General features: G+C 49.1%; 26 protein-coding genes. 20 read left to right on the forward strand and 6 right to left on the reverse strand.

What is annotated here, in order from left to right; genetic code table 11:
• The first annotated feature begins 80 nt into the window (after positions 1–80).
• From AC0QUU_RS06885 to AC0QUU_RS06935, 11 genes are all read left to right on the forward strand, one after another.
• Positions 81–1,514, forward strand: a complete 1,434-nt coding sequence (locus AC0QUU_RS06885; RefSeq protein WP_474545392.1) for an MATE family efflux transporter — start codon at positions 81–83, stop codon at positions 1,512–1,514.
• Between the two features lie 19 nt (positions 1,515–1,533).
• Positions 1,534–2,442, forward strand: coding sequence for a LysR family transcriptional regulator (locus AC0QUU_RS06890; RefSeq protein WP_474545393.1), 909 nt, complete (start codon positions 1,534–1,536; stop codon positions 2,440–2,442).
• 139 nt (positions 2,443–2,581) lie between these two features.
• Positions 2,582–2,809, forward strand: a complete 228-nt coding sequence (locus AC0QUU_RS06895) for a hypothetical protein (protein WP_474545394.1) — start codon at positions 2,582–2,584, stop codon at positions 2,807–2,809.
• 646 nt (positions 2,810–3,455) lie between these two features.
• Positions 3,456–3,959: a hypothetical protein gene (locus AC0QUU_RS06900; RefSeq protein ID WP_474545395.1), complete on the forward strand. Its 504-nt coding sequence runs from the start codon at positions 3,456–3,458 to the stop codon at positions 3,957–3,959.
• A 97-nt stretch (positions 3,960–4,056) separates the two neighbouring features.
• Positions 4,057–4,761, forward strand: coding sequence for a response regulator transcription factor (locus AC0QUU_RS06905; protein ID WP_474545396.1), 705 nt, complete (start codon positions 4,057–4,059; stop codon positions 4,759–4,761).
• A complete protein-coding gene (locus AC0QUU_RS06910; RefSeq protein ID WP_474545397.1) occupies positions 4,748–6,091 on the forward strand; it encodes a HAMP domain-containing sensor histidine kinase in 1,344 nt (447 codons plus the stop codon). Before AC0QUU_RS06905 ends, AC0QUU_RS06910 begins: the two co-directional genes overlap by 14 nt.
• 115 nt (positions 6,092–6,206) lie before the next feature.
• Complete coding sequence (locus tag AC0QUU_RS06915; RefSeq protein ID WP_474545398.1) at positions 6,207–6,998, forward strand: EAL domain-containing protein; 792 nt, start codon at positions 6,207–6,209, stop codon at positions 6,996–6,998.
• Entirely contained in the window at positions 6,982–8,730 is a 1,749-nt protein-coding gene (locus AC0QUU_RS06920; RefSeq protein WP_474545399.1) for a GGDEF domain-containing protein, read from the forward strand. Before AC0QUU_RS06915 ends, AC0QUU_RS06920 begins: the two co-directional genes overlap by 17 nt.
• A 6-nt stretch (positions 8,731–8,736) precedes the next feature.
• The gene (locus AC0QUU_RS06925; RefSeq protein ID WP_474545400.1) at positions 8,737–9,894 is read left to right on the forward strand and encodes a glycosyltransferase; all 1,158 of its coding nucleotides are present in this window, start codon (positions 8,737–8,739) and stop codon (positions 9,892–9,894) included.
• Positions 9,895–9,898: 4 nt separating this feature from the next.
• Positions 9,899–11,824: a glycosyltransferase family 2 protein gene (locus AC0QUU_RS06930; RefSeq protein WP_474545401.1), complete on the forward strand. Its 1,926-nt coding sequence runs from the start codon at positions 9,899–9,901 to the stop codon at positions 11,822–11,824.
• Between the two features lie 30 nt (positions 11,825–11,854).
• The gene (locus AC0QUU_RS06935; protein WP_474545402.1) at positions 11,855–13,702 is read left to right on the forward strand and encodes a hypothetical protein; all 1,848 of its coding nucleotides are present in this window, start codon (positions 11,855–11,857) and stop codon (positions 13,700–13,702) included.
• A gap of 80 nt (positions 13,703–13,782) precedes the next feature.
• Here AC0QUU_RS06935 and AC0QUU_RS06940 read toward each other — a convergent pair whose 3' ends face one another.
• Entirely contained in the window at positions 13,783–15,153 is a 1,371-nt protein-coding gene (locus tag AC0QUU_RS06940; protein ID WP_474545403.1) for an MATE family efflux transporter, read from the reverse strand.
• Between the two features lie 202 nt (positions 15,154–15,355).
• Here AC0QUU_RS06940 and AC0QUU_RS06945 point away from each other — a divergent pair, with 202 nt between their 5' ends.
• Together AC0QUU_RS06945 and AC0QUU_RS06950 are read left to right on the forward strand one after the other, a co-directional pair.
• Positions 15,356–16,879, forward strand: coding sequence for a Y-family DNA polymerase (locus AC0QUU_RS06945; protein ID WP_474545404.1), 1,524 nt, complete (start codon positions 15,356–15,358; stop codon positions 16,877–16,879).
• Positions 16,876–17,343: a YolD-like family protein gene (locus AC0QUU_RS06950; protein WP_474545405.1), complete on the forward strand. Its 468-nt coding sequence runs from the start codon at positions 16,876–16,878 to the stop codon at positions 17,341–17,343. Before AC0QUU_RS06945 ends, AC0QUU_RS06950 begins: the two co-directional genes overlap by 4 nt.
• On the opposite strand, the gene AC0QUU_RS06955 is transcribed toward AC0QUU_RS06950, so the two are convergent.
• Genes AC0QUU_RS06955 through AC0QUU_RS06965 form a run of 3 tightly spaced genes read right to left on the reverse strand, consistent with a single transcriptional unit; the run spans position 17,288 to position 19,150 of the window.
• Entirely contained in the window at positions 17,288–17,929 is a 642-nt protein-coding gene (locus AC0QUU_RS06955; protein ID WP_474545406.1) for an ABC-2 transporter permease, read from the reverse strand. The two genes, AC0QUU_RS06950 and AC0QUU_RS06955, sit on opposite strands and share 56 nt — an antisense overlap.
• Complete coding sequence (locus tag AC0QUU_RS06960) at positions 17,910–18,671, reverse strand: ABC transporter ATP-binding protein (protein ID WP_474545407.1); 762 nt, start codon at positions 18,669–18,671, stop codon at positions 17,910–17,912. Before AC0QUU_RS06960 ends, AC0QUU_RS06955 begins: the two co-directional genes overlap by 20 nt.
• Entirely contained in the window at positions 18,671–19,150 is a 480-nt protein-coding gene (locus AC0QUU_RS06965; protein WP_474545408.1) for a helix-turn-helix domain-containing protein, read from the reverse strand. The genes AC0QUU_RS06960 and AC0QUU_RS06965 overlap by 1 nt, the downstream gene beginning before the upstream one ends.
• 360 nt (positions 19,151–19,510) lie before the next feature.
• On the opposite strand from AC0QUU_RS06965, the gene AC0QUU_RS06970 reads away from it, so the two are divergent.
• From AC0QUU_RS06970 to AC0QUU_RS07000, 7 genes are all read left to right on the forward strand, one after another.
• The gene (locus AC0QUU_RS06970; protein ID WP_474545409.1) at positions 19,511–20,548 is read left to right on the forward strand and encodes an aldo/keto reductase; all 1,038 of its coding nucleotides are present in this window, start codon (positions 19,511–19,513) and stop codon (positions 20,546–20,548) included.
• Positions 20,549–20,607: 59 nt separating this feature from the next.
• Positions 20,608–21,342, forward strand: coding sequence for a flavodoxin (locus AC0QUU_RS06975; RefSeq protein ID WP_474545410.1), 735 nt, complete (start codon positions 20,608–20,610; stop codon positions 21,340–21,342).
• 149 nt (positions 21,343–21,491) lie between these two features.
• Positions 21,492–22,028, forward strand: a complete 537-nt coding sequence (locus AC0QUU_RS06980; RefSeq protein ID WP_474545411.1) for a flavodoxin family protein — start codon at positions 21,492–21,494, stop codon at positions 22,026–22,028.
• Between the two features lie 54 nt (positions 22,029–22,082).
• Positions 22,083–22,979, forward strand: coding sequence for a LysR family transcriptional regulator (locus AC0QUU_RS06985; RefSeq protein WP_474545412.1), 897 nt, complete (start codon positions 22,083–22,085; stop codon positions 22,977–22,979).
• A gap of 299 nt (positions 22,980–23,278) precedes the next feature.
• Positions 23,279–24,145 (forward strand): aldo/keto reductase, encoded by an 867-nt coding sequence (locus tag AC0QUU_RS06990; protein ID WP_474545413.1) that lies wholly within the window; start codon positions 23,279–23,281, stop codon positions 24,143–24,145.
• Between the two features lie 28 nt (positions 24,146–24,173).
• On the forward strand, positions 24,174–24,545 hold the full coding sequence (locus AC0QUU_RS06995) for a MerR family transcriptional regulator (RefSeq protein ID WP_474545414.1): 372 nt from the start codon (positions 24,174–24,176) through the stop codon (positions 24,543–24,545).
• Positions 24,546–24,553: 8 nt separating this feature from the next.
• Positions 24,554–25,129, forward strand: a complete 576-nt coding sequence (locus AC0QUU_RS07000) for a cyclophilin-like fold protein (RefSeq protein WP_474545415.1) — start codon at positions 24,554–24,556, stop codon at positions 25,127–25,129.
• On the opposite strand, the gene AC0QUU_RS07005 is transcribed toward AC0QUU_RS07000, so the two are convergent.
• Complete coding sequence (locus tag AC0QUU_RS07005) at positions 25,123–25,938, reverse strand: AraC family transcriptional regulator (protein ID WP_474545416.1); 816 nt, start codon at positions 25,936–25,938, stop codon at positions 25,123–25,125. The genes AC0QUU_RS07000 and AC0QUU_RS07005 overlap by 7 nt on opposite strands.
• Positions 25,939–25,962: 24 nt before the next feature.
• On the reverse strand, positions 25,963–26,718 hold the full coding sequence (locus AC0QUU_RS07010; RefSeq protein WP_474545417.1) for a nitroreductase family protein: 756 nt from the start codon (positions 26,716–26,718) through the stop codon (positions 25,963–25,965).
• Between the last annotated feature and the right edge of the window lie 63 nt (positions 26,719–26,781).

Genomic DNA, 26,781 nt, shown 5'->3' on the forward strand with positions numbered 1-26,781 from the left:
TTAAGTATTGGATATATCGGAACCAAAGAATTATACTTTATTTTGTAAGAAAGATAACATCTGCCGGGGAGGAAGAACCAATGAAACAGCTGCTGTACCGGCTTACAGAACCGGCCGGAGCGGTACCGGATGAGAGAAAGATTTTTTCGAATCATGCGCTGAAACTGCTTATACTTCCGCTTTTTTTCGAACAGCTGCTGGAAGTGCTGGTCGGAGTTTCAGATACATTTATGGTAAGTTACGCCGGGGAGGCAGCGGTATCCGGTGTTTCTCTTGTAAATATGTTCAATACAGTGTTTATCTTCCTGTTTTCTGCTCTGGCGGCAGGCGGCGCTGTGGTGGTCAGCCAGTATATCGGAAGCCGGGATCAGAAAAACGGGAGTCTGGCGGCGGGGCAGCTTGTGATGACTGCGGCGGTTTTTTCCGCGGCGGCAATGACCGTCTGTCTGATACTGAACCGGCAGCTTCTGAGGCTTCTGTTCGGCGAGGTGGACCGGGATGTGATGGAGGCGTGTGTGACTTACCTTCAGATCTCCGCTTATTCCTATCCGGCAATCGCCATTTACAACGCCGGGGCGGCCATTTACCGGAGTATGGGAAAGACAGATGTGACCATGCATCTTTCTCTTGCCGCGAATATGATTAATATTGCGGGAAATGCACTGGGCGTCTTTGTATTTCACGCAGGAGTGGCAGGCGTTGCTTATCCGTCCCTGATTGCAAGATCTTTTTCAGCGGCGGTTATTGTCGTTCTCTGTTTCCGGCAGAAAGACAGGATGACGGGAAACAGCGGCGGGACAGAGACAGAAAGTCCGGTTCGCGTATATCTGACATGGAAGAATATTTTCTGCCGGAACGGAAGCATGGTAAAGAGGATCCTTGGAATTGCCGTACCAAATGGTATTGAAAACGGACTCTTCCAGCTGGTGAAAGTAGCTCTCAGCAGTATTACCGCACTGTTCGGGACTGTGCAGATCGCGGCCAATGGCGTGGCTCAGAGCTTCTGGTCCGTGGCGGCGCTGATGGGAACTTCTCTGGGGCTGGCATTTGTCACCGTGATCGGCCAGTGCATGGGAGCGGGAGACACAGAGGCGGCGGATTACTATATGAGAAAACTTCTGCGGATTACCCTGCTTGCCTCTATTCTCTGGAACGGCCTGATCCTGCTGGCAGCGCCTTTTGTGCTGAAAGGGTACGCGCTGTCGGATGAGGCGGCCCGGCTGGTGGTAATACTGGTTCTCATACACAACGTTTTCAACGCGCTGTTCTATCCTTTTTCAGGCGCGCTGGCCAACGGACTGCGGGCTGCCGGAGACGTAAAATTTACTATGTATGTCAGTGTATTCTCTACCATTGCATGCCGGGTTGTCTTCTCGGTTCTGTTCGGCATCCGGCTGCATCTGGGGGTAATCGGAGTAGCCCTTGCCATGTGTCTGGACTGGATGATCCGGGCGGTAATTTTCTGGATCCGTTTCCGCAGAGGCAGATGGAAAGAATTCCGGGTAATCGGATAGATAAGAAGGAGACTGTATTATGGAGATAAGAGTTCTGAGATATTTTCTGACGGTAGCGAGAGAGGAGAGCATCACACGGGCAGCGCAGGTGCTCCATATAACACAGCCCACGCTGAGCCGTCAGCTCTCGCAGCTGGAAGAGTCAATGGGAGTAAAGTTGTTCCTGCGGGGAACGAGGAGAATTGTCCTTACAAATGAGGGAATGCTGCTCCGCCGCCGGGCAGAGGAGATCCTGGAGCTGGTAGACAAGACAGAGCGGGAACTGATAGAACAGGATGAGCAGGTGGAAGGAGTGGTAGCGATCGGCTGCGGTGATCTGCGGTCGGTCCAGAAGCTTCCGGAACTGATCCGGACTTTTCATGAAAAGTATCCTCTGGTTACCTTTGACCTTTATACGGCTACGGCAGATCATATAAAAGAACGGATGGACAGAGGACTGACAGATATCGGTCTGCTGCTGGAGCCGGTGGATTTGGAAAAATATGATTTTATCCGGCTTCCGGTTACGGAAAGGTGCGTGGTTACCATGCACCCGGACGCGCCCCTTGCCGCAAAGGAATACATCACGCCGGAAGATCTGGTGGGCGTGCCGCTGATTATGCCGAGGCGGCCGAGCATACAGGGAGAGATCGCGAACTGGTTCGGGGATTACTATGATAAGATCCAGGTGCTCTTTACAAGCAATCTTCCTGCCAGCAGCGCAGTTATGGCAAATCAGGGGCTGGCCTATTCTATCAATACATGCGGCTCCGCTGACTTCTGGGATCAGACCAAACTGACGTGCCGGCCGCTGAAACCGGAACTGGCGTCAACCTGCGCTCTGGCGTGGAAACGGCAGCAGCCATTCGGGACAGCGGCAGAAAAGTTTATAAGTCATATACGAAAATGCCTGACAGAGAAGGAAATTCAGGAGAAGAAAAACAGCTGAAAATTCATGCCCGGAAGGTATGTTGTAAAATATATATCAGGTATTAGACACGGTATGCGGGCCGGACTATAATGTAAGTACAGAGAGAAAAATATTTTTCCACTATGTGCTTACACTTTTTCAGGTAAGGAGGACGGAGATGACATTACCGGATAAAACGGTCCGGTTTCTGCAGAAAGCAGGGATGGACGAAGAAAATCTGAGACAGCTGGAGACACTGCAGAAAGAGGACGAAAAAGACGAAATGATACGTATTCTGCGGAAATTCCGTTTTGAAGTGCTTGAAATAATTCATGAGAAACAGCAGAGTCTGGATTCTCTGGACTACCTGATCTATAAAATAAGGGAAGGAACATTTGACAAATAAAATTCAATATGTTATGCATAATACTGCTCGGAGGGCTGTCTGTTAAGGAAAAAACAGTATCAGCCGGATAAGAGGCAGGCTGAGACGCCTGAACCTCGGAGGGAAGGTCATTCAAAAGAAATGACAGACCGGATAAGAGATAAGCTGCAATGCTTATTCCTTATCCGGTTTTTTGCTTTATCAGGTTATTACAGGAGGATGAGAAAATGGATTTTCTGAATGGCAGAATTAAAACGATTTATTTCAGGTATCTGTCGGCGGCATTCTGATCTATCTGCTTCCGGCAGTATTCAGCGGAAACGCGATCTGGTTTGCAATGCCGATTACAGAATTCATTGTTGCGGTCTATGTCGTCCATGAGATGATAAAATATACAAAACAGCTCAGTGCGGAAAGGATGGGATGAGTATAAACAGAAATCGGACTGTTCGTATGATCTGGAGATTGCGGAAAAGCGCCCGGGAAAAGAAGAATAAATATGTGCCTTTCTTCAGGAAAACAAAGGATTTCAGATTTATTAAGAATTCGTTCAGGATTGGTTAAGGTCTGTGCCTGATAATAAGAACCATCAAAGGCAGAGACAGCAGGAACAGTCATAACAGAGAAGCCTTTGAAATCCTGCTATAAGAAAGAGAGGACAAGGAATATGCAGAAAAGAAACACAGCAGAAAAGAAGATAAAAGGATTTATGAAGAAAGGTCTGGTTCTGGGAATGGTGGCTATGATGGCAGTGTCGGCCACAGCCTGCGGAGGAAATGACATTAAGAAGTCAGACAGTAAGAGTTCTACAAGCACAAGTTCAGACAGTTCTTCGACAGGAAAATCTGACGGCAGATCGGGAAATACTTCCAATAGCTCAGACAGTAATTCCGACAGAAATTCGCGTAACAACGGTCAGAGCTCCAATAACAAAAAATCCGGAAACACCGGTCAGAATTCTAAGAACAGGAATTCGGGCAGCTCTGACAGAACGAACAGCTCCGGCAGCAACAGTAAAAAAAGTACCGGAGGCAGTTTTGCAGATTCTACGGGCAGAAGTTCAGGAAAAAACAGCAGTTCATCCAATAAAAAATCAGGAAAGAAAAACTCAGCCGCCTCAGGGAAAAACAGGAATTCATCCGGTACAAACTCCGGCAGAAAATCCCGCTGATATATGAGTTTAAGAACAGAGAAGAACGGCAGCAGAGTGTATTCCCGGAAGGGAACTGCACCTGTTCTGCTGTGGAAAGATAAAGGTACGGCGATTCATGGAAAAAATATTGATTGTAGAGGATGATGCGGATATAAGGGAAGGAGTGAGAATCCTGCTGGAAGGAGAGGGGTATTCTGTATCGGAGGCGGAGAATGGAAGGAAAGGTCTTGAGCTTATGAAAGAGGAGACGGATCTCGTCATACTTGATGTAATGATGCCGGGAATATCCGGACTTAAAACTTGCGAGGAGATCCGGAAGATTTCTTATGTCCCGGTTCTGTTTCTGACGGCAAGATCGCAGGAATCAGATAAGCTGATCGGTCTTATGGCTGGCGGGGACGACTATCTGGCAAAGCCGTTTTCCTATTCTGAACTCCTCGGCAGAGTAAAGGCGCTAATCAGAAGATGGAAGATATACAGGTGTAAAGAAGAACCCAAAGAGGAGCAGACGCAGAAATACATTGAGCAGGCGGGCATACGGATTAACGAAGAGTTTAATGAAGTACTCATAAATGGTGAAAATGTGGAGTTCTCAGAGATTGAGTACAATATTCTGCTGCTGATGATGAAATATCCGGGCAAGATATTTTCTGCTCAGAATCTGTATGAAAGCGTCTGGAACGAGCCGTACTTTTATAACTGCAATTCTACGGTGATGGTACATATCCGGAGACTGCGTGTAAAGATTGAAAAAGACCCGAAGAATCCGAAGCTCATTCTGACAGTGTGGGGAAAGGGGTACAGGTTTGGAGAACGTTAGGGAGAAGATGCACTCTCTGTATTTTAAACTGGCGGGGCTGCTGCTTGCCGCAGTGGCGGTATCCGGTCTGTTCTTTGTTGTGATCAACTATGCGGGTGAACAGATGATTACAAAAATTTTTTCGGACAGCAGCCACATTGAAAAACTGAGCGAAGCGTATATACAGGATCTTCAGGACTACATAGACGAAACCAAAGCGGCGTCGAACGATTCGGAAAAACTTACAGAATGGGTGAGAAAGCGGAAGATTGTATCCATCCAGGTTTATAAGGACGAGATTCTTACCTATGATTCCAATTATCCCGATGCTGCTGTGGAAGACGCAGAGGCGGAGGGAGCGTATTACGATTGGGAGTATTACTATACAGCGGAATTTGCAGATGGAACGGCGGATGTATTTCTGTATGGATTTTTCTCATATCCGTTATACAGTTATGCCATGACAGCGGAAATTCTCCTCGCAGTTATTCTGCTTGTCGCAATTGTGATACTGGGCATACGGAAACCCGTGCGGTATATCGGCAGACTGAAAGCTGAATGTGAGATCCTGGGGAGCGGGGATCTCGATTATCAGGTCACAGTACAGGGAAAGGACGAGCTTTCTCTACTTGCGCGCGGACTTGACAATATGCGCATGGCCCTCAGAGAGAGCAATGAAAAAGAAGCAGAGCTTACAGCCGCCAACCGCAGAATGATAACCGAGATGTCCCACGATCTGAGAACTCCGCTTACTTCACTGCTCATTTATACGGAGATACTCGGGAAGAAAGCAGAAAAAGACCCGCGGCAGGCTATGGAGTATGTCCGCAAGATCGAGAAAAAGGCACGTCAGATCAAACGTCTGTCAGACAATATATTCGAATATGCCCTTATCACAGAGGAAACAAAAGCAGAGCTCGGGGATCCGCAGACACTGCGGGAGCTCTTTTACGATCCCCTCTCGGAAATGACAGCTTATCTGGGTGAGCGCGGATATACAGTAGGACTGCGGCCGGACACCGGATCAGGCAGTGAAAGGAGGCAGATCCGTGTAAATGAAGAGTATATAAACAGGATTATGGACAACATTGTCTCCAATATCGAAAAATATGCAGATAAGAGTATGCCTGTACGAATAGAAACCATATACACAGAAGAGTACGGAGGTCTGGCCTTTCGAAACGGGATCAGCTGCAGCACGGAAGACCGGAGAAAAACAGAGGGCAGCACGAATATCGGCCTCCATAATGTGGAGAAGATGATGAAAAAAATGAACGGATACTTCAGGGTTAAACAGACAGAGAATATATTTGAGATTACCCTTATATTTCCGTGGGTGAAAGAAAAATAAAAAACAGGTTTTTGGGGCAGCGTTTTTGTGATAAAAAAAGTATGGTATAAAGTTCCCGGCTTTCAGGCATTCTAATGATACAGGAGCATGCATTTGCAGGAATACGGAGGCTTTTATGGGAACAGACAGATTATCGGAGACGGCAGAACGCTTTGGAGAGGCACTGAAGAACAGAGAGTTTCATGTCTGGTATCAGCCTCAGGTTGACATGAGGACAGGGGTTCCACGAGGTGCAGAAGCGCTTGTTCGCTGGCAGAGACAGGACAGTGGTCTGGTGCGGCCGGATGAATTCATTCCGCTTCTGGAGAAAGCGGGACTCACGGCTCTGCTGGATGCGGAAGTGATGCGGATTGTCTGTCAGGACATCAGTGAGTCGAAACAGCGGAAGATTCCATTTGGTCCTGTATCAGTGAATCTATCCAGGCTGCATGCAGAAAGGCGGGAGACTCCGGAGCGGTTCCGGAGGCTTACAGAACAGTATGGAGTGACCCGGCAAGATCTTTCTTTTGAAATTACGGAGACATCTGCGGAAGAAAACGGCGGGGAAGGGATAATACAGCTTGCGGATGATCTGCAGGAGGAGGGATACAGGGTTGCCATGGATGATTACGGAACCGGCTGTTCTACTCTGAAATTATTACAGGAAGTCCACTTTGATATTCTGAAACTGGACCGGCATTTTGTCAGCAGAATCGGAGATCCCAGAGCGGATATTATTCTTGCGTCTACAATTACAATGGCAGGAGGCCTGGGGCTGGAAGTGGTGGCTGAAGGTGTGGAGACGGCAGAACAGATCTGTTTTCTTGTGGAGCACCAGTGTTATTTCGGACAAGGGTATTACTTTTCCAGACCGCTGCCGAAAGAACAGTATATCAGATGGAGGGGTGCATATGAAACGGCTGTATAAAAGACTTGCAGCCACATTTCTGTTCTCCGCTGTTCTGACCGTGCTGATTTTTGCTGTCAGTCTTTATAAGAGGGGAGTAGAGGAAAACGGCAGATATCTGAATCAGCTTCTGACGAGTGTGGAGGCAAATCTGGAACAGGCCTCACAGGAATATGAGGAGAATCTGGAGCATCTGACAGAAGATTATATAAACCGTGCCCGGGCGGTGGAGTATATTGCGGCACACGATACGCAGATGATTGACAGAAACGGTCTGGAGATCCTGAAGGGACTTATGAAGGCGGGCGAGATCTCCCTGATTGATTCAGAGGGAGTAATTTTTTTAAGTACAAGTGAAACTCTGCAGGGAATCCGGGAAGAGGAAGCACTGATGGAGGAGCTGAAAACTGCGGCAGAAGGGGAAAGTACTGCAGTGCGGATTGACAGGGCGGATTTTCAGAACCGGCCGGAATATTTCTACGCAGCCGCGGGATCACAGTCGGAACGGTTCGCTGCAGTGCGGATCGACGCGGATATGTCCCGGACAGGACTGTTAAACGGGAAAGAAGTGGTAGGAACAATCCTGAAACAGGCAACAACTGAATATGAGACCAGCATTTTTGCAGTTGGTAAGGAAAGGGGCAGAGTTTTCGGCATCACCGAGAACAATAGTCAGGAGATCCGGCTTAAAGATGTCAGTGAGGGTGAAGAGATGCTGGATTATCTTGCCCGGCTTCCAAAAGGGGAGCCAGTGCTGCTTTCGGTCAACGGAGCCTTTCAGAGCGCGGTGGTAAGAGAGCTGGATGAGATGTATCTGGTGGCTTTTTCCGGTATGAACCGGGTGCTGGGCAATATATTTCTGACATTCTGGATCGGACTGGCAGTGATCGGATTTATCAGCGTACTGACTGTGCTGATGGTGCGGCATCATTTGAAAAAATATCTGTTCAGCCATTTTGAGCAGATCACGGAGGAGATCTGCCGTATCATCCGGGGCGGGCGGGAACTGAAAGAAGACGGCAGTGAGATCCCGGAGCTCAGGCCTCTGATGGAAATGATTTTTCAGCTTGAACGGGAGTATGTGGAGAAATCACAGGGAATGGACCGGATGGAAGATCAGCTTTCTGTCGCGCGGACAGAGGCGGATTATGATCCGCTTACAGGCCTGTACAACAGAAATGGCTTTGAACGCCGGGCAGAAGCATTTCTGAAAGAAGAGCATCCGGGCGGGGCGCTGATCCTTTTTGACCTGGATAATTTTAAACAGATCAATGATTTTAAAGGACATCCGGAGGGAGACCGGGCCCTTCAGAAATTCGCGCAGTGTCTGTCCAAAGCCTTCAGAAAAGAGGATGTCACAGGCCGGCTTGGCGGGGATGAATTCGTGGTTCTTGTCTGCAATTCTGTGTCGGAGGAAATCCTGGAGGAAAAGTTCAGCGCTCTTCTTGAGGATATCCGCAGCGCACTGAAAGAAGATTATGACAAATACCGGGTTTCCGCCAGCATTGGAGCGGTTCCTGTGGATGGGAGCATCCGGGATTACAGGCATCTGTATCAATGCGCGGATACGGCGCTGTATATTTCAAAATATCTGGGGAAAGACCGCTTTTATATTAACAGCAAAATGATTAACTGCATGAGAAGGGAGTGTATCGGATGCAGATCAGACTGCCCCAGAAGCAGGATTCTGGGCGGCGACCGGCCAGATGAAGGGAAGCCGGCTGTATCATCTGAGACAGACAGGAAAGGATGACGGAAAATGAAGAGGACATATATTATCATTCCGGCTCTGGAACCGGAGTCCGGACTGTGCAGACAGATCAGAGAGCTTCAGGAGAAAATTCCGTCGCAGGTTGTAGTTATTGACGACGGATCCGGCAGGGACTACCGGGAGATATTTGACCGGATCGAAAAGATGGCAGGATGTATTGTACTGCATCACGGAGAAAACAGGGGAAAGGGGCAGGCTTTGAAAACAGGATTCCGGTATGTGCGTGAATCTGCCGGAAAAGCGTGCAGAGTGCTGTGCCTGGACTGTGACGGTCAGCACCTTCCGCAGGATGGAGTGCGGCTGTTAAGGACAGCGGAAAAGCATCCGGATACGCTGGTTCTTGGCGTCCGCGATTTTTCGGGAAAAGAGGTTCCCTGGAAATCCAGACTGGGAAACCGGATTTCATCCGTCCTTTTCCGGGTGTTCAGCGGCATATATCTGGCAGATACTCAGACCGGATTCCGGGCATTTGACGGAATGCTTCTGGATCTGATGCTGGAAATTCCCGGAGACCGGTTTGAGTATGAGACGCGCGTTCTCTTTGCGTGCGCAGAACAGGGTATACCCGTGCGGACGGAAAAGATTGAGACGGTTTACCTAAATGAAAATGCAGGTACGCATTTCAGGCCGGTTCAGGACAGCCTCCGGGTTACGGGAGCGCTTTTCGGCGGCCCCGGGAGATTTGTATTCACGTCTCTGCTGTGCGCACTGCTGGATCTGTTTCTTTTCTGGCTTTTTGATGAAACTTTTACTCATATCCGGAGCGCTTCTCTGCTTTCCCTTTTTTTCGGTCCCGGGCAGCAGGGACAGTTCCGGCAGATTGCCGCAGCTACCGTAATTGCGCGGGTGCTTTCTGCGGCAGTGAATTTTATTCTGAACAGGAACTGGGTTTTCCGGAGAGAAGTGAAGGGAAGAAAGCAGAGAAAAGACCATTGCCGGTCCTCGGGAAAAAAGAAGGAAGCTGTCCGGTACCTGATTCTGTGTGTCGGAATTACTGCAGTGTCTGCTTTTTCAGTATATGCGGTCTCCGAATTTTTTCACATAAAACCGACCGCGGCAAAGCTTCTTTGTGACGGCATTCTGTTCATTTTTTCTTACCAGGCGCAGAAAAGATGGGTGTTTCAGAAAAGAAGAAAGGACGGCTGAGCCTATGACATCTGAAAAGAAGAGAAACATATGGTTTCTGATGACAATTTTCTTTTCCATGGTTTATCTGTTATGGAGGATTTTTTTTACTCTTCCCTGGAGCGCCGGCTTTCTGCAGGCCGCGGCGGGGATCGCGCTGGTTCTGGCGGAAACGGTAACATTTCTGGGGATGGCGGAGCTGATGGCCGGACGGATGAAAAGCAGCAGGTCTGAAATTTATCTTCCGGAGGTTCCCCCGGAACGGTTTCCTGACGTGGATGTGTTTATTGCTACCCACAATGAATCCGCAAAGCTTCTTTATAAGACAGTCAATGCCTGTACCTTTCTGGAATATCCGGATAAGGGAAAAGTTCATATTTATGTGTGTGATGACGGAAACCGGGAGGAAATCCGGAAGCTTGCGGAGGATTTTGGCGTGGGGTATCTGGGGCTTTCAGATAACCGGCATGCCAAGTCAGGAAACTATAATCATGCTCTTTCCTGCACGTTTTCTCCGCTGATTGCTACATTTGACGCAGATATGATTCCGAGAAGAGAGTTTCTGGTAAAGACAGTCCCCTATTTTTTTATACCGGAGAAAAAGATGGGACTGGTACAGACACCTCAGAGTTTTTACAATCAGGACCTGTTTCAGTTCAATCTTTTTTCGGAAAAGGATATTCCCAATGAGCAGGACTTTTTTTCGAGGGAGATCAATGTAATGAGAAATGCTTCCAATACTGCTGTGTATACAGGAAGCAATACCGTCATCCTGCGGACGGCACTGGAAGAGATCGGCGGATTCCCGTATGATACGGTGACCGAAGATTTTGAAACAAGTCTGCGTCTTCAGAAAGCAGGGTATATCACTTATGCCACAACGGAAGTCCTGGCAGCAGGACTTTCCACTACAACGGTAGAGAGCATGATCGGGCAGAGGATCCGGTGGGCCAGGGGCGTAATCCAGAGCATTCAGAATACGAACCCGGTATTCGCGAAAGAACTGCCGGCCGCGGCGCGTCTGTCCTATCTGAATTCCTATCTGTACTGGTGGTCTTTTCTGTGCAGGATGATCTTTATCCTGGCTCCGGTCCTCTTTGCCCTGTTCGGGTTCCGGCTGGTGGAATGCGGGTTTGGAGAGCTGCTGCTGTTCTGGCTGCCGTCATATGTGTGCAGCCGTGTATCTATGGGGTATCTGAGCACCAATATCCGGAATCTGCGCTGGAGCCAGATTATAGATACCATCCTTGCCCCCTATCTGATTATCCCGGTTTTTCTGGAATCGGTGGGGATTCACCAGAAGAAATTCAAAGTAACAGATAAGAGGAAGCAAAGGGCAAAGACCACATCCGCCCGTTACCTGATTCCTCACGGAATTCTGATTATCCTTACCGTTCTGTCCCTGATCCGGTTCCTGCGGGGCAAGTATGGAATGGCGTTGGTGTACAGCAGCGTGATCCTGTTCTGGCTGGGGTATAACCTGGTGGCTCTTCTGTACGCGCTTTTTTTTATGATGGGAAGAGAATCACAGCGTGTTTCAGACAGGATCGGCGCAGAGGAAAAAGCGGAGATATGGAGCCGGGGAGAATACCGCAGGGGGAGAACGGCGGATGTGTCGGAAGAGGGAATTTCACTGCGGCTTCCGGAAAAACTGTCTGTGAAAAAGGGAGATACATTTCACGTTGCGGTTATCTCAGACCATTATAAAGCAGTTCTCAATGCGTCATGCGTTTACAGCAGGGAGAAACCTCTGAAGGAAGGAAAAGAGTCCGGCCAGCTTCTTGCGGCAGTGGTTTCTCCGGTAGATGAAAGAAACCGGAGGCAGTGGCTGCAGATTATTCATGACCGGAAACACTCGCTTCCCCGGGAAATCGATCCGTGGCTGACTGTTTATGATGAAATATACCGCAATATACGGATGCGCCGGGAGCGGAGGAAGAAGAAAGCATGAAAAGGACAGAACTGGAAGGAAGGTGAGCAGGTGGAACTGATATGGAATTCGGGGAAAGCTTTCCTGCTTTTCCTGTCATTCCCGGGATATTTTTTTGTCGTTTACCGGTTCGGGAAAGTGCGGAAATGGTTCGTGCCGGTTGTCTCTATGTCAGGAATCGGCCTTGTGCTTTTCTGGGGAGGACTGCTGAACTGTCTGGCGCTGACGGCGGATCTGCTGCTTCTGGGCGGTGTGGCAGGATTCGCTGTATTTCTTGTCTTTTTCATAAGAGGGAAAATACATCTGCCGGAAGGGAGTCTGTGCGGGTTCTGCTTTGTCCTGGGAACGATGGCATTTGCACTTCTTTCTCTGAATCTTAAGATGATTCATTATGACAATTTTTCCCACTGGGCGCTGATCGTGAAATATCTGCTGTCTGCGGACAGGTTCCCGGGGGCGGACAGCATCCTGATACCATTCCGGGATTATCCGCCGGGCAGTAGTCTGTTCATCTATTATGTCTGCAGATTTGCCGGGCATTCTCAGGGCATGATGATTCTTGCGCAGAACAGCCTGATTTTCGCCTGTTTCTATGCAGTATTCGGTATTGTGAAAGAGAGGAGGAGATTTCTGCTTTATTCTTTTCTGGGAATGGGGTGCGCAGTTCTGTCCTATCTGAATCTGACCATTCGGATAAATAATCTGCTGGTGGATTTTCTGCTGCCTCTGCTGGCAATGGCGTCCCTGGCAGTATCCTGGCGGTACCGGGAAGAGCCGGAGAGGCTTTGTCTCCTCCAGATAATCCTTCTTGGCTATACAGGAATCGTCAAGAGCACGGGAATATTTTTTGCCGGCACGGTGGCAGCGTACGCCCTGTGGATATTATTCCGGACCGAACGGCAGAACGCCCGGAAGATATGCGGAGGAAAGTCGGAAGAAAACGTGAAGCTGCACAGCCGCAGGAAACTGTTCCGGGACATGCGATGCAGAATGAGAGTGATTTTATGGGGAGCACTGATGACTGCCGGAAGCGCGCTACCTGTTCTGGCGTGGCAGCATCATCTGAATACGGATCTGGCAGGCTTTGAGGGTAAGTTCGGCCAGTGGCTGACGGCAGGCGCGCAACAGGCGGCCGGAGATTATGGAGCGCCCGTGGGAAGAGAGCTTTACGGACAGGTGACAGAAGCATTTCTGAAGGCCGCTTTTGATCCTTCCGGACGGGCGCTGCAGATTATCTTTCTGAGTCTGATTCTGGCCGCGGGAGCGGTTCTGTACGCCCGGTTCAGGATGAAAAAGAAGTGGAGGCTCGGATGGATTCTTGTTTCCGGTATTGCCGTAACGGTTCTGTATTACGCCGGAATGCTGTATCTGTATCTTTTTTCTATGCCTGCAGAGGAGGCGCTGAGGCTGGCAGGTTTTGAGAGGTACGCCTGCAGCGCGGCAGTCCTTTTCGCAGGGTCGCTGATTATGGGGACGACAGTGGATCTGGAACAATCCTTCGCGGTGGACATCGATGAGCGGGGAGCATACCGGGCATACTCCTCCCCCGGGGCAAAACGCAGATATCAGTGGGCGGTGCTTGGAACGGTGATTCTCGGGATAAACTTTTTATATTCAGAATTTAACGGCCTGCGAAGTATCCGCGCCGGATATGAAACTTCCCTGCCGGGGCAGGTGGAGAGGATTGCGGGGGATCACTGGTATGAAAATGGGGAGACAGATACAAGGAAATATCTGATTGTGGCGCCGGATGAGAACGGGCAGGTGTCAAGTGGTGAAGTCAGGTATGTGTGCAGATATTTTCTGTGGGCGCCGGATGTGTATGTGACCAGCAGCCTGAGCGCGGACGGAATGAAACAGGCAGAAGCGGAGTATGACCGCATTATTGTCCTGAAATGAGAGAAAGTATTCTGCGGTATAATAAAAACAGATGCCGGATGTTTCTGTCAGACAGCCAGCATCTGGCTGTGTAAAGCGGCTTATCTGACTGTATCGGAAGATCTGTGCTGGTATCGTCTGTTCTGCCACAGGTAATATGCGATAAAGGCAAGAGCCGTGATAACCCATGTTACGGGATAACTGAAGATAATTGCATGGATGGTCGGTGAGATTTTCAGCACGCCTGCCAGCCAGACGATCCGCAGAAGGCAGACTCCGACCAGGGTGATTACCACAGGAACGATTACATTTCCACGGCCCCGCAGGGAACCGCTCAGCACTTCGATAAACACATAGACAATATACCAGGGAGTGATAAACAGCAGCATATCGGAACCGATCTGCACAACCGTTTCATCTGAAGTAAACAGCCGGAAGAGAAGACTTCTTGCCAGAATAAGCAGGGCCACCAGAACAAAGGACACAGCCAGATCTATGCAGATACAGATTCGTGTGCTCCTGCGCACACGGTCCAGCTTTCCCGCGCCGTAGTTCTGCCCTACAAAAGTGGTGATGGAGATGCCGAACGCGGTACTGACCATCCAGAAAATGGCATCCAGCTTGCCGTATGCAGACCATGCAGCGGTGGTATCTGTGCCGAATGTATTGATGGCGGTCTGAATGGCGATATTTGTAATCGCAAACAGAACGGATTCAAATCCCGTGGGCAGTCCCAGTTTCAGCTGCAGCTTCAGAAGAGAACCGTGAAAACGGATTTTTCTCAGGGAAAGATGCAGAATTCCGTCAGAGCGCATCAGCTTGAGCGTAACGAGAACAGCGCTGACAGCCTGGGCGGTCAGTGTGGCTACAGCGACGCCTGCGACTCCCATGTGGAAAAGAAGTACAAAAGCCGTGTCCAGTATAATATTGATAATACAGCAGATAATCAGAATATACAGGGGCGTTTTTGAATCCCCTGCAGCACGGAGAACAGCGGAGCCCATGTTGTAGATGAGCACAAACAGAATGCCCGCGAAATAAATCCGCAGGTAAGTCAGGGAGCCGTCCATAGTATCGGCCGGCGTATTCATAAGCCTGAGCAGAATGGGAGCCGTCAGGATCCCGATAAAGGTAAGAGCGATTCCGCCGGCCGCCGCGATGGCATACGCGGTGTGCAGCCCGGCATTGGCGGTTTCTTCCTTCCGGGCGCCCACAAACTGGGCGATGACAACTGCGGCTCCCGAAGAGAGCCCGGTAAAGAAACCGACAACCAGAGCGACAATCTGGGCGGAGGAGCCCCCTACGCTGGCGAGAGCCTCTTTTCCTACAAACTGGCCCACAATCACGCTGTCGATTGTATTGTAAAGCTGCTGAAAAAATGTGCCCATCAGAATCGGAAAAAAGAACAGCAGAAGCTGCTTCCAGATAACTCCTTCGGTGATTTCGTTTTTTGTCTGATGTACTGTTTCCATAAAATACCTCTCTTAAGTTACAATTCTGTGATTTTTCTGACAGAGCTGATCAGCATATGTATTATAATCTCAGTTCAGGGAAAGAGCAATACAATATAAAAAATGGAAAAGAACACTTGTTCGGATTCGGGAATTGTGTTATTCTTTCTATAAAAGAGGATAAAAATATAAGAGGATGAAATCATACGGGGAGGCGGAAAGAATGGATGGGAGAACTTACATTGCAATTGACCTGAAATCATTCTATGCTTCCGTGGAGTGCATGGAACGGGGACTTGACCCGCTGACTACAAATCTGGTAGTGGCGGATAAAAGCCGGACGGAGAAGACCATCTGCCTTGCGGTCTCCCCGTCTCTGAAGGCTTATGATATCCCGGGAAGGCCGAGGCTGTTTGAGGTGGTGCAGAAGGTCAGGGAAGTCAATGCCCGGCGCCGGCAGAATGCTCCGGGGCACAAGCTTGCGGGAGCATCCTGCCAGGCTCCGGATCTGGAAAAGGATCCGTCTCTGGCGCTGGACTATATTGTTGCGCCGCCTCAGATGGCGCGTTATATGCAGATCAGCAGCGAGATCTATGAGGTCTATCTGAAATATATTGCACCGGAGGATATCCATGTCTATTCTATCGATGAGGTGTTTATTGACGCTACGTCCTATCTGGGGACTTACCGGATGACCCCGAGGGAGCTGGCTGTGAAGATGATCCGTGATGTGCTTGAGACTGTCGGCATTACTGCCGCGGCGGGAATCGGACCGAATCTGTATCTCTGTAAAGTCGCCATGGACATTGAGGCGAAGCATATCCCGGCAGATGAGAACGGCGTGCGCATTGCCGAGCTGGACGAGATGTCCTACCGGAGACTGCTGTGGTCCCACCGGCCGCTCACAGACTTCTGGCGGGTGGGCAGAGGCTATGCGAAGAAGCTGGAAGAACACGGACTTTTTACCATGGGAGATATTGCCCGCTGTTCTCTGGGCAAACCGACAGATTATTACAATGAAGATCTTCTGTACAGTCTGTTCGGCGTCAACGCAGAACTTCTGATCGATCATGCGTGGGGCTGGGAGCCATGTACGATTGCGGACATTAAAGCATACCGGCCCCGGAGCAGCAGCGTGGGCTCCGGACAGGTGCTTCAGTGTGCCTATCCCTTTGAAAAGGCAAGACTGGCAGCGAAGGAGATGGCGGATCTGCTTGCGCTGGATCTGGTAGAGAAGGGGCTTGTTACCAATCAGATTGTTCTGACGGTAGGATATGATATTGACAATCTGAAGGATCCTGCCCTTCGGAAGAAATACGGCGGAGAGGTGAAGACGGACCGTTACGGAAGAAAGATACCAAAGCATGCCCACGGCACAGTCAATCTGAAGCAGTATACTTCTTCGACACGGCAGATTATACAGGCGGTCGCGGAACTCTTTGACCGTATCGCAGATGAAAAGCTCCTGGTGCGGAGACTGAGTATGGCCGCGGCACATGTCATCCCGGAAGCTGAGGCACAGAATGAACCCCGGTTCGAGCAGATGGATCTTTTTACAGATTATGCCGCCCTGCAGAAAGAACAGGAGAAGCAGGAGGCGGAGCTGGAGCGGGAAAGGAAGATGCAGAAAGCAGTGCTGGAGATCAAGAAAAAGTTCGGAAAAAATGCTGTTCTGAAAGGAATGAATCTGGAAGAAGGGGCGACTGCCAGGGACAGGAACGGCCAGATCGGAGGTCATAAAGCATGAAGACAGAAGATGCAGAGAAAAAGTACGGGGATATTATTCATCTTCCTCACCACGTTTCTTCCGTTCATCCACACATGCCGGTATCCGACCGTGCGGCACAGTTCGCTCCCTTTGCCGCGCTGACCGGATACGGAGATGTAATAAAGGAGACGGCCCGGCTGACAGATGAGGAGCCGGATCTGTCGGAGGATGAAAAACAGGAGCTGAATTACAAAATTCAGCTTGCATGCGCTCTTCCGGGAGAGAAACCGGAGATTGTGCTTACTTATTTTGTCCAGGATGAGAAAAAATCCGGCGGAGCCTATCATACGGCCAGGGGAAAGATCCGGCGGATCGATCCGGATGCCGGTCAGATTATCCTGGAGGACGGAGGGCGGATCCGGCTGGATTGTGTAGTGGATATTGAGTTTACAGGTCAACTTTCTCAAAGCGCTTTATGGAAATCCGATATGCCAATGGAATAAATATACTATAACAGAAAATTCCGGCTGTTAAAATCGGCAGCTGCATCAGCAGATGCTTTGGCTGGCAGCTATCCATCCAGACAAGTGCCGGAATGTGGGAAGCTGCTTCTATCGCTGCCATGAGAAGAACGACAGGACCTGCGGCAAGGATAAATGATTTCCCAACCTTGTAGCCGCTTTTATAAAATGCCGTGAGGAATGCAAAATCGAATACCGCATATAAGAAAAACCCCAGACCATACCACGCAATGGTCGCGTCTAAACCTACAGGGTTATTTGTTATATTCAGGGTGTTTCGCAAAAGTGCGAATGGGACAGAGAAAAGCAGCTGAAACAACTGAAAGGAAACAACAAGCAGACATTTCCCCAGAACACTTTCACGTTTTGTTACTGGTAAAACAGCTGTATACCAGACATCATTTGTTTCCCGTGCATTCAGAAACGTGATGTAAGGCGCCAAACAGCCAAACATAAAAATTACACTGTAAGGATAGGACGGCACCAGAACAAGACAGCCCAGAAAGGCAAAGACAATAGAGGTTGGATGAGCTGCAAGCCTCACTTCCTTATACAGTAATTTCATCATCCCATTCACTCCTTTCTGTACGCAGCATAATTTCTTCCAAAGTGAGCGGTCCCGTATCATCTGGGGTTTTCAAATGTTCAAAAGAACGCAGAAATGTATCCTTATCTGCACTTTGCAATACCTGCCCATTCTGAATATAGGTAATATCATCGGTACATCTGTCCAAATCAGAAGTAATATGTGTGGAAAACAGAATAGAACATTTTTCGTTTTTCACAATTTGCCGGAAAATATGAAGCAGTTCCTCACGGGATACCGGGTCTAAACCAGAAGTCGGCTCATCCAGAATCAGTAACTCAGCATGGTGGGACAATGCCAGCGCAAGCAGGTATTTGACTTTCATTCCGTTTGAAAGTTCTTTGATTTTTTTACTTTCATTCAAAGCAAAACGCCTGATATATTTTTGATACTGGGCCTGATCCCAGTTTGTATAAAATTTTCGAGTAACAGCCGTGATAGCAGAGAGTTTCTTCAGCGGATAAAAATCAACTCCTCCAAACACAACACCGGTTCGCTGCTTACACTCTTTTTCATATTTATAGAAATTTTTTTGGAACATGGTGACGCTTCCGCTTTCTGGCGACACTATGTTAAGAATAGTTTTCAAGGTTGTACTTTTTCCTGCCCCGTTTTTACCAATCAACCCCATAATGCGGTTAGGGGCAAGCGAGAAGCTGACATTTTCCAGAGTGAATCCGGGATAGTGTTTATTAATATTCTGAACGCTTAATACAGCTTCCATTATTTTTTCTCCTTTCTGTCAGGGGCATCTGTCATATTTAAAGCAGTTTTGAACAGCCGGGCAATACCCAGAAAAAAATCTTCTTTCATTAGTGCGATTCCCGGATGTTCCGGATCTTCATCCCCTAAAACGACTAACATATCTCCGGGCTTAATTTTGAATACATCTCTGGCCCGCCTGGGAAGTACGATCTGACCGCGTTCACCTACGCAAACGGTTCCGAATATGTGCTTACCCCTGGGCGGTATGCTTTCGCCAGTCTGCTCCTGGTCGTAATGGATTAGATCATCGAGATCCACATTATACAGTTTGGCCAGTGCGTCACAATTCAGAATGTCGGGTACTGATTGACCGGCTTCCCATTTTGCAACAGCCTGCCGGGAAACTCCAATTCGCTCTGCTACTTCCTCCTGGGAGAATTTATTAAGTTGCCGCAGTGCAGTCAAATTACAGGCGATATTATTTTTCTGCATTTTCATACTTTTCACACCTCCTGATATCATTATACTTTTGACTTTTCAAAAGTTCCACCAACTATGGCGGGCAAAAAATGTTAGGTCTGGTTGCGTAAGTATATATCTTTATTTTAGAATTACGGAATGGTGGACTGCTGCCCGTCAAATTTCTGTGTTACTTTACCGCATATGAAATTTTGTGGATGGCTGAAAAGAAATGCTCTGCGAGCATTAAAAAACATAAGATTTAAGTATTTGAATTGATGCCGCCGCCATGTCAGAATAAAATTACAGAAGATATTCAAAAATGTATAAATGTATAAACTATGAACAGGGACGCAGGAATCCCCGGTTCGACTACGTTGCCAATGGAAGGAGAAAAATATGCAGTATGCAAAATTAGGTAATTCTGATTTAAATGTTTCCCGTATCTGTATGGGCTGTATGGGATTCGGCGATGCCGGAAACGGACAGCACACCTGGACGATTGATGAAGAGCACACCCGGGAGATTATCCGCCGGGCTCTGGATGCCGGCATCAATTTTTATGATACGGCGATTGCGTACCAGAGCGGTACAAGCGAGCAGTATCTGGGCCGGGCGCTTAAGGACTTCGCAAAACGGGACGAAGTCGTTGTGGCCACCAAGTTCCTTCCGCGCACGCCGGAAGAGATTCAGCAGGGCGTGTCCGCGCAGCAGCATATTGAAAAGATGATCAATAAGAGCCTGGAAAACCTGGGGATGGATTATGTGGATCTGTATATCTATCATATGTGGGACTATGCGACGCCGCTCTATGACATCATGGAAGGACTCAATAATGTAGTGAAAGCCGGAAAAGCAAGATATATCGGTATCTCCAACTGCTTTGCCTACCAGCTTGCCAAGGCGAACGCTCTTGCGGAAAAAGAGGGATTTGCAAAATTTGTGTCCATACAGGGCCATTACAATCTTATTTTCCGCGAAGAGGAGCGGGAGATGGCGAAGCTCTGCCGGGAGGACAATATTGCCATGACACCCTACAGCGCGCTGGCAGGCGGCCGCCTCTCAAAGAAGCCGGGAGAGACGTCAAAAAGGCTGCAGGAAGATGATTACGCGAAACTGAAATATGGCGCTACGGAAAAGGAAGACGGTGTGATTATATCCCGTGTGGCAGAACTGGCGGAAAAACGGGGAGTGTCTATGACCGCGATTGCTCTTGCCTGGCTGCTTACGAAGGTGACGGCGCCGGTAGTAGGAGCGACAAAGCTGTCTCATGTAGAAGGCATGGCAAAAGCGGCAGATATCTGTCTGACGGAAGAGGAGATCAGCTATCTGGAAGAGCCCTATGTTCCCCACAGGCTGGTAGGCGTTATGGCACAGAATACAGCAGAGCAGGCACAGGAAAAACACGTCTGGTCTGCCGGCAGCCAGAAGCTGTAAAGATACAGAAATAAAACAGAAGAAGCAGAATATCGGCAGGCAGTCAGCAGGAGGATGAGATGAAAAAAAGAATATCAGCATTGATTTTATGTATATGTTTTGCAGCCGCTGCATCCGGCTGCGGAAATACAGAAGATACAGATAACAGGGAAAGAAATGTACAGGAAGAGCGCACCGGGGCAGGAGAAGACAGCGGTACGGCGGCAGACGAAAGCACGGCTGACACATCAGAACTTCAGGAAAATGCCCCGCAGACGTCCGGAAACATTCTGGTGGCTTATTTCTTGTGGGCGGACAATGCCATACTGGCGGATGATGTGGACGCAGTGGCGTCTCCCAGTGTGATCCCGCCGGGAAACGTACAGCAGCTGGCGGGATGGGTGCAGGAAGAGACCGGCGGGGATCTGTTTCCCATACAGGTGACAGAGCCTTATTCCAGCGACTGGGACGAATGTCTGGACCGGGCAAATCAGGAGCGGCGGGATGACGCAAGGCCGGAACTGGAGGAGAGTGTGGAAAATCTGAGTGATTATGATACTGTCTTTCTGGGCTATCCCTACTGGTGGTACGGAGTACCCATGCCCCTTCTGACCTTTCTGGAAGAAAATGATCTGTCAGGGAAACAGGTATATCTGTTCTGTTCTCACGGAACAGGCGGACTGGCCGGAAGTGTGGAAATTATTACAGAAGCGGCGCCGGATGCGGAGATCTCGGACAATATCTTTGACTGCTATGAGGAAGACGCGTCTTCCTCCCGGGAAGAGATACAGAGCTGGGTATCTGAAGTCCTGTAAGGAAGGCGCGGGTCAGGCGGATATCCGCGGTCCGCTCCGCTGCCTGTCATAACCGGATAGCTGGCTTCGCGGTTTCTCAGAAGGGGCCTGTACTCTTTCTGAGACAGAACAGAAAAACAGACAGAGAAAAATGGAAGGAGAAAATGATTATGAAGATCGTTATTTTGCAGGGAAGCCCAAATAAAAACGGTTCCACGAACATTCTGGCAGAGGAGTTCACCCGGGGCGCGGAAGAAGCGGGACACAGCGTTTTGAGATTCGACCTGGCAGATATGAATATAAATCCCTGTACAGGATGTGTGGCGTGCGGTTATGAGGGACCGTGTATACAGCATGACGACAATCAGGAGATAAGGGCCGCGGTTCTTGGCGCGGATATGATTGTCTTTGCGACGCCGCTTTATTACTATGGCATGTCTGCCCAGCTGAAGACCGTGGTGGACCGGTTCTGCGCATATAACAGCAGCATCACAGGAAAGCATATGAAATCAGCGCTTCTGACCGTTGCCTGGAACAGTGACGACTGGACGTTTGACGCTCTGGAAAGCCATTATAAGACGCTGGTCCGGTATCTGGACTTTCAGGATCAGGGAATGGTGCTGGGCAGAGGATGCGGCAGTCCCTCCATGACAAGACACAGCCGTTACCCCAAGCTGGCGTACGAGCTGGGCAGAAAATGCAGATAAAACAGATTGAAAAATCCGGCACGGGATGATATTCTCAACATGAGGTGTATGACAATGGAAATAAGAGTGCTGAGATATTTCTTAATGGTGGCAAGAGAAGAAAACATAACAAAAGCCGCGGAACTTCTGCATATCACCCAGCCGACCCTTTCCCGGCAGCTTATGCAGCTGGAAGAGGAGCTGGAGACGAAATTATTTAAAAGGAGCAACCACAGCATCCGTCTGACAGAGGACGGGATGCTTCTGAAGCGCAGAGCTCAGGAGATCGTCCAGCTTGTGGACAAGGCAGAAAATGAGTTCCGGCACGGTGAGGAAGAACTCTCGGGAAACATTTCGATTGGAAGCGGGGAGACAAACAGCGTGCAGGAACTGGCAGATGTTATGGAAAGGTTCACTGATACATACCCCATGGTCCGGTACGATCTGTATACGGCAAACGCAGATGATATAAAAGACCGGCTGGATAAGGGACTGCTGGATATCGGACTGCTGACGGAGCCGGTGGATATCTCGAAATATAATTTCATCCGTCTCCGGAGGAAGGAACGGTGGGGCGTGCTGGTCCGCAAAGACTCTGAGCTGGCCCGGAAAAAATCCATCACGCCGGAGGATCTGCTGGATGTGCCGGTATTTCTCGTACAGAGGCCTCTTGTCAAAAATGAGCTGGAAGGATGGTTCGGAGATTATTATGATCAGATCCATGTGATCGGTACATATAATCTGATCAATAATGTGGCCGTTATGGTTGAAAGGAAGATGGGAGTGGCGCTCTGCTTTCATCTGCAGAACCGGTTTGATGAACTGAAATATATTCCGCTGTCGCCGGCCCTGGAGACAGGAGCGGTAATCGTCTGGAAAAAGGCGCAGATTGTTTCACGCACGACGCGGCAGTTTATCAGTTTTATTAAAGAGAACCGTGCAGTACAGGACGGACAGGAAAAAGAACAGTGATACATAAAAAAGTGCGGATGTTTCCGGCGGCGTTCAGCTGAAGTGCCGGAAGCATCCACTTTTTGTACTGTCGACGAGCCAAAGTCCGGGCTTGCCAGAGGCCCTGGCGGCCGCTTACAAGCCCGGAATGTGCCTTTTGGCACTTCCGGTGATTGACTTTATCAGGAAACCCCGGAAAATGAGAAATACGGCACAAGCATTTCTGAAACAAAAAAACAAGCATTAGACACGGCATGTGAATGAATATATCATTTATTTATACAGATAAAATATCGGATAAAAGAAAGGGAAGACGGAAAATGGAAAACAGGAATGAATGTGTAATATGTCTGAATAACGGGACAGAAATGCCCCGGCTTGGCTTCGGGGTGTTCCAGATTACGGACGGAAAAGAATGCAGGGAAAGTGTTCTTACGGCCCTGCAGACAGGATACCGCCTGATTGACACTGCAGCCTGCTACGGCAATGAACGGGCGGTAGGGGAAGCAGTAAGAGAAAGCGGTATTTCCAGACAGGAAGTGTTCCTTACATCCAAAGTATGGATCCAGGACGCGGGGTATGAGAAGACGAAGCTCTCTTTTCAGAAGACACTGGAGAATCTTGGGACAGATTATCTTGATCTGTATCTTATTCATATGCCTTACGGGGATTATTATGGAAGCTGGAGGGCTATGGAAGAACTGTACCGGGAGAAAAAGATCAGGGCAGTCGGAGTATGCAATTTTGAGGCCGACCGGCTTGTGGATCTTATCCTGAACAGCGAAGTTGTGCCCGCGGTAAATCAGATCGAGCTTCATCCGTTCTGCCAGCAGAAAGATTTAAGAGAGGTGATGGAGCAGTATGATATAAAAGCTATGGCATGGGCTCCCTTTGCGGAAGGCGCAAATGGCATATTTACCAACGAGATGCTTGCGGGAATCGGGGAAAAATACGGGAAACAGCCTGCGCAGGTTATCTTAAGATGGCTCAGGCAGAAGGGCATTATTGCCATTCCGAAATCGGTGCATGAAGAAAGAATCCGGCAGAATTTTGACATAGATGACTTTGAACTGGCGCCGGAAGATATGGTGCAGATCAGCCGGATGGACAGCGGAAAAAGTCAGATTCTTAAGATACGGAGCCTGGCGGAAGTGTACCGGCTCTATAATATCCGTTTTGTCCAGTGACGGGACAGGAGGCAGAAGGGAGCGCAATATGACGATACAGGAAGCAAGCGAGCGGTATAAGATCCCGCTGGAGATACTCAGAGAATATGAGAGCTGGGGACTGTGCGGCTCTGTAAAGAAAGTGATGGGCATGTGGCAGTATGACGATCAGGACATTGAACGGCTGAGCATGATCATGACCCTTCATGATATCGGATTTGACAGCAGTGAAGTAGAGGAATACATGCGGCTGTTCCTGAAAAAAGAAGATACGGCAGAGCAGCGCATGCAGATGCTTAACCGGCAGAGAGGAATTACGCTGGACGAGATTCATCTCCGGGAAAAACAGCTGGAACGCATGGATTATCTGCGTTTTAAGATAGAAAACAGCAGACAGAGTGACGAACAGAAATCGAGGTGATGTGGAAAATGAAAAAGAGATGGATGCTGGCGTCTGCAGCTCTGACAATACTTCTGGCCGGGGGCTGCGCTTCTTCTCAGGACAGAGAGGATGCGGAAGAGAGCCGGCAAAGCAGGAACACACAGGAAACTGACGGAGGAGAAAATGAACAAACTCTGCAGGAAAGTCAGGAAGAAACAGCAGATCCGGATAACCGGACTGCAGACAGAGAGGAGGACGAAACAATGTCTGGAGAAAAACGACAGATACGGGTCCTGGCGGAAGACGGCAGCGAAATAATTTTTGAACTGAATGACAGCACAGCAGCGGCAGATCTCTATGCGCAGCTGCCGCTTTCCGTCGAGATCGAGGATTTCAGCGACAATGAAAAAATATTTTATCCCGAAGCTCTGGACACTGCAGATACCCCTCTGGCGGGGGTGGAGACCGGAACCCTGGCATACTATGCGCCCTGGGGAGATGTGGTTATGTTTTACGGTGAATACAGCGAGAATCCGTCGCTTTATGAGCTGGGCCACGCAGTGTCAGGCGAGGAAGAAATATCACAACTCTCGGGCACGGTGGAGCTCGAAGCGGTTTACTGATCCCGCCTGCGGAACTCCGTGGGGCTTATCCCCATCCTTTTGCGAAATGTTTCGGCAAAATAGCTGGCGCCGCCGAATCCGACGGACAGAGCGATCTCTGTAACTGACATATCTGTATTGTGAAGCAGATCAAGACTTTTACTCAGACGGTAATGATTCAGATATTCATTCGGCGACTGGGAAAAGTATCTGGCAAAAAGTCTGCAGCACTTGCTCTGTCCTACGGCGCCGGACGAAGCGATCTCCGCAAGAGAGATCTTTTTTCTGTAATTTTTCTGAATAAATCCGGTCATGTTTTTTACAATTGTCAGATCCTGACTCTGCCGCTTTCCTTTCGCGCTGTCCGCCGGTGCATGTTCCAGCAGCAGCGACCAGATCAGGGCGAAGGACGACAGGGCGCGCAGAGGAGCGGTATGGGAATTCCGGTTCCGGTACAGAAGACGAAGCCGGGACAGAATCTCCTGCTGCCAGGCAGCTGCCGGTGCCTGCTCCGGGCAAAGCAGCAGATAAGGCGTCCGGCTGTTTTGAATCAATGGCGTCACAAAATCATTTTCGTACGGAAATACAGAGCACAGCAGCATGGGATGGAAGAGCAGGCACAGGAAGCCGCATTCCTGTCCGTTATCCGAAAAGCCAGAATGCATCTGCCCCGAATTGACGAAAATCCCTTCTCCTTTTTTCAGATTCACGATTTCTCCATTTATATTATATTTCATCCCGCCTGACAGTACGCAGATAAACTCGATATCATCATGCCAGTGGCTGGGAGCCCTGTATTCCGGGTACTGGGAGAGAAGTGCTTCGCGCATATAGATCGGATACCCGGTGAAAGCTTACGCCCACTGGAAATTTTCTTTTCCTCCTCCGATTTCAAAGTGATATTTTGCGATTCCAAGATCAATTTTTGAATAAAATCCGAATCCGGCTTTCGCGGAGACTTTGTTTCCATTCAGTGTAAACAGGAATTTCTGCTGGTTCATTGCAGTAGGCGCGAGAAGGGCGGCTTCTGTTCCCTTCCGGAACCAGCCGGGAACGGAGCCGTCGGCTTTTGTCACGGCGTCCGCTGATTTTGACTTATGCGGTACGCCCTTTGTCTTTCCGTATCCGAGGGAAATGACAATGCACAGCTTCTCTCCGCTGTCTATGGTGAAAGCGGTCTTTACTTTGCTGTAGGTCATGGCGACCCAGCATGTATTCAGACCCAGCTCCTGGGCTTTCAGGACAAGCCGTTCTCCGTAGTATCCGCATTTTTCGTCCAGATCAGCGCCCTTTTTCCCGATCATGGCGATATAGTCTGTGACGCCGCTGAACTTTCCGTAATGAGCCATAAAACTGTCAAAAGCCTTTGGCTCATTTTTCACAAGCTGGATGTGCAGCCCGCTTTCCTTGTTGCATGCTTTGATCTCCTCTTCCAGTGCGGAGACAACGCCGTCCTCAAGCGGTCTGTCCTCGTACTGGCGTACACTGTGGCGTTCTTTCATTAATTGCATTAAGTCTGTCATGCGATTTTCTCCATTCATTTTATTTATCCGACGGCAGCTCTCAAACTCTTCAGCGAGCTGAGAGAGTTCTCTTTCGTGCTCCATCATAGTTATACTCCTTTGGTTCAACAGCTTAAACCATTGTACCACATGTTCTTATTCAAATGTACT

Source organism: Mediterraneibacter sp. HA8405 (assembly GCF_056148955.1).

What these genes read in the sequence shown, in the direction of transcription:
- AC0QUU_RS06920 (WP_474545399.1), top strand. Translation starts at nt 6,982, where the DNA reads ATGAAACGGCTGTATAAAAGACTTGCAGCCACATTTCTGTTCTCCGCT.
- AC0QUU_RS06975 (WP_474545410.1), top strand. Translation starts at nt 20,608, where the DNA reads ATGAAAAAAAGAATATCAGCATTGATTTTATGTATATGTTTTGCAGCC.
- AC0QUU_RS07000 (WP_474545415.1), top strand. Translation starts at nt 24,554, where the DNA reads ATGAAAAAGAGATGGATGCTGGCGTCTGCAGCTCTGACAATACTTCTG.
- AC0QUU_RS06955 (WP_474545406.1), bottom strand. Translation starts at nt 17,929, where the DNA reads ATGATGAAATTACTGTATAAGGAAGTGAGGCTTGCAGCTCATCCAACC.
- AC0QUU_RS06990 (WP_474545413.1), top strand. Translation starts at nt 23,279, where the DNA reads ATGGAAAACAGGAATGAATGTGTAATATGTCTGAATAACGGGACAGAA.
- AC0QUU_RS06950 (WP_474545405.1), top strand. Translation starts at nt 16,876, where the DNA reads ATGAAGACAGAAGATGCAGAGAAAAAGTACGGGGATATTATTCATCTT.
- AC0QUU_RS06985 (WP_474545412.1), top strand. Translation starts at nt 22,083, where the DNA reads ATGGAAATAAGAGTGCTGAGATATTTCTTAATGGTGGCAAGAGAAGAA.
- AC0QUU_RS06930 (WP_474545401.1), top strand. Translation starts at nt 9,899, where the DNA reads ATGACATCTGAAAAGAAGAGAAACATATGGTTTCTGATGACAATTTTC.
- AC0QUU_RS06965 (WP_474545408.1), bottom strand. Translation starts at nt 19,150, where the DNA reads ATGAAAATGCAGAAAAATAATATCGCCTGTAATTTGACTGCACTGCGG.
- AC0QUU_RS06995 (WP_474545414.1), top strand. Translation starts at nt 24,174, where the DNA reads ATGACGATACAGGAAGCAAGCGAGCGGTATAAGATCCCGCTGGAGATA.
- AC0QUU_RS06895 (WP_474545394.1), top strand. Translation starts at nt 2,582, where the DNA reads ATGACATTACCGGATAAAACGGTCCGGTTTCTGCAGAAAGCAGGGATG.
- AC0QUU_RS06885 (WP_474545392.1), top strand. Translation starts at nt 81, where the DNA reads ATGAAACAGCTGCTGTACCGGCTTACAGAACCGGCCGGAGCGGTACCG.
- AC0QUU_RS06915 (WP_474545398.1), top strand. Translation starts at nt 6,207, where the DNA reads ATGGGAACAGACAGATTATCGGAGACGGCAGAACGCTTTGGAGAGGCA.
- AC0QUU_RS06960 (WP_474545407.1), bottom strand. Translation starts at nt 18,671, where the DNA reads ATGGAAGCTGTATTAAGCGTTCAGAATATTAATAAACACTATCCCGGA.
- AC0QUU_RS06890 (WP_474545393.1), top strand. Translation starts at nt 1,534, where the DNA reads ATGGAGATAAGAGTTCTGAGATATTTTCTGACGGTAGCGAGAGAGGAG.
- AC0QUU_RS07005 (WP_474545416.1), bottom strand. Translation starts at nt 25,938, where the DNA reads ATGCGCGAAGCACTTCTCTCCCAGTACCCGGAATACAGGGCTCCCAGC.
- AC0QUU_RS06940 (WP_474545403.1), bottom strand. Translation starts at nt 15,153, where the DNA reads ATGGAAACAGTACATCAGACAAAAAACGAAATCACCGAAGGAGTTATC.
- AC0QUU_RS06905 (WP_474545396.1), top strand. Translation starts at nt 4,057, where the DNA reads ATGGAAAAAATATTGATTGTAGAGGATGATGCGGATATAAGGGAAGGA.
- AC0QUU_RS06945 (WP_474545404.1), top strand. Translation starts at nt 15,356, where the DNA reads ATGGATGGGAGAACTTACATTGCAATTGACCTGAAATCATTCTATGCT.
- AC0QUU_RS06900 (WP_474545395.1), top strand. Translation starts at nt 3,456, where the DNA reads ATGCAGAAAAGAAACACAGCAGAAAAGAAGATAAAAGGATTTATGAAG.
- AC0QUU_RS07010 (WP_474545417.1), bottom strand. Translation starts at nt 26,718, where the DNA reads ATGATGGAGCACGAAAGAGAACTCTCTCAGCTCGCTGAAGAGTTTGAG.
- AC0QUU_RS06925 (WP_474545400.1), top strand. Translation starts at nt 8,737, where the DNA reads ATGAAGAGGACATATATTATCATTCCGGCTCTGGAACCGGAGTCCGGA.
- AC0QUU_RS06980 (WP_474545411.1), top strand. Translation starts at nt 21,492, where the DNA reads ATGAAGATCGTTATTTTGCAGGGAAGCCCAAATAAAAACGGTTCCACG.
- AC0QUU_RS06970 (WP_474545409.1), top strand. Translation starts at nt 19,511, where the DNA reads ATGCAGTATGCAAAATTAGGTAATTCTGATTTAAATGTTTCCCGTATC.